1 protein-coding gene is annotated in these 1,307 nt (G+C 43.7%); it reads left to right on the forward strand.

Annotation, left to right across the window (positions count from 1 at the left end; all coding sequences use genetic code 11):
* Positions 1 to 1,189, forward strand: a 1,189-nt coding sequence (locus AWW72_RS17800) for an anthranilate synthase component I family protein (protein WP_062848201.1), incomplete at its 5' end; no start/stop codon positions are given.
* Positions 1,190 to 1,307: the final 118 nt, after the last annotated feature.

Consider the following 1,307-nt stretch of genomic DNA (forward strand, 5'->3'; position numbering starts at 1 on the left):
AAGTCAATTTAAAGTTCCAAGCAAAACCGAGCTACCTGATCTACCAAGTTTTACCGGTGGTCTGGTGGGTTATTTGGGTTATGACGCTGTTCGTTATATTGAGCCAAAACTGAAGAATGTACCTGCTGCTGATCCAGTGACCTTACCTGATCTATGGTTGATGCTGTCTCAAACCGTCATTGTCTTTGATAATTTAAAAGATACTTTGTTCTTGATCCATCATGCTGATGTAAATGAGCCAGATGCCTATAACAAAGCACAAGCTAAGCTGGATCAGCTAGAACAATTACTTGCAACACCAGTGAGTCTGCAAGCAAAACCACATACCGCGCCGCATTTTGAATCGATTACGGGCAAGGAAAAGTTTCTGGAAACCGTGGATAAGGTGAAGGAATACATCCGTGCTGGGGATGTAATGCAGGTAGTGCCTGGTCAGCGTATGGTGTCTGACTTTGATGGCGAAGCTTTACAGGTTTACCGTGCATTGCGCCATTTGAATCCATCGCCTTATTTATTTCTGGTACAAGGCCAGACGCTGACAGATCAAAAGCCTTTTCATATTGTTGGTTCATCACCAGAGATTTTGTCTCGTCTCGAAAATGGGATTGCGACAGTACGTCCTTTGGCGGGGACACGACCACGCGGTAAAACCAAAGAAGAAGATCTGGCATTAGAACAAGATTTATTGGCAGATGAAAAAGAGATTGCTGAGCATCTGATGTTGATTGATCTTGGGCGTAATGATGTGGGGCGTGTATCCAAGATTGGTAAAGTGCAAGTGACAGACCGTATGGTGATCGAGCGTTATTCGCATGTTATGCATATTGTGTCCAATGTGCAGGGTGAGGTGCGTGATGATATTGATGCCTTAGATGTGTTTAAAGCCACTTTCCCAGCAGGAACCCTTTCAGGTGCACCAAAAATACGTGCCATGGAAATTATTGACGAAGTTGAGCCAGTAAAACGTGGTGTATTTGGTGGTGCTGTTGGTTATTTAGGCTGGCATGGGGAAATGGACATGTCGATTGCTATCCGAACCTGTGTTATTCGCGATAAAAAGGTATATGTGCAGGCTGGAGCAGGGCTTGTTGCAGACTCAAATCCTGAATCTGAGTGGAATGAAACCCAAATAAAAGCTCGCGCAGTGATCAAAGCGGTTGAATTATCGTCAAACGGATTGATTTTATGAGTTTTTAACGGTTTTTTTTAAAAAAGCACTTGCATCGATTCTAAGTTTTGCTAAACTGCACACCGTTCCGATACGAAACGTACGAAACACTAAGAAAGAGCCGGCATAGCTCAGTTGG

The sequence above is a fragment of the Acinetobacter sp. NRRL B-65365 genome, assembly GCF_001605865.1.
GTDB lineage: Bacteria > Pseudomonadota > Gammaproteobacteria > Pseudomonadales > Moraxellaceae > Acinetobacter > Acinetobacter vivianii.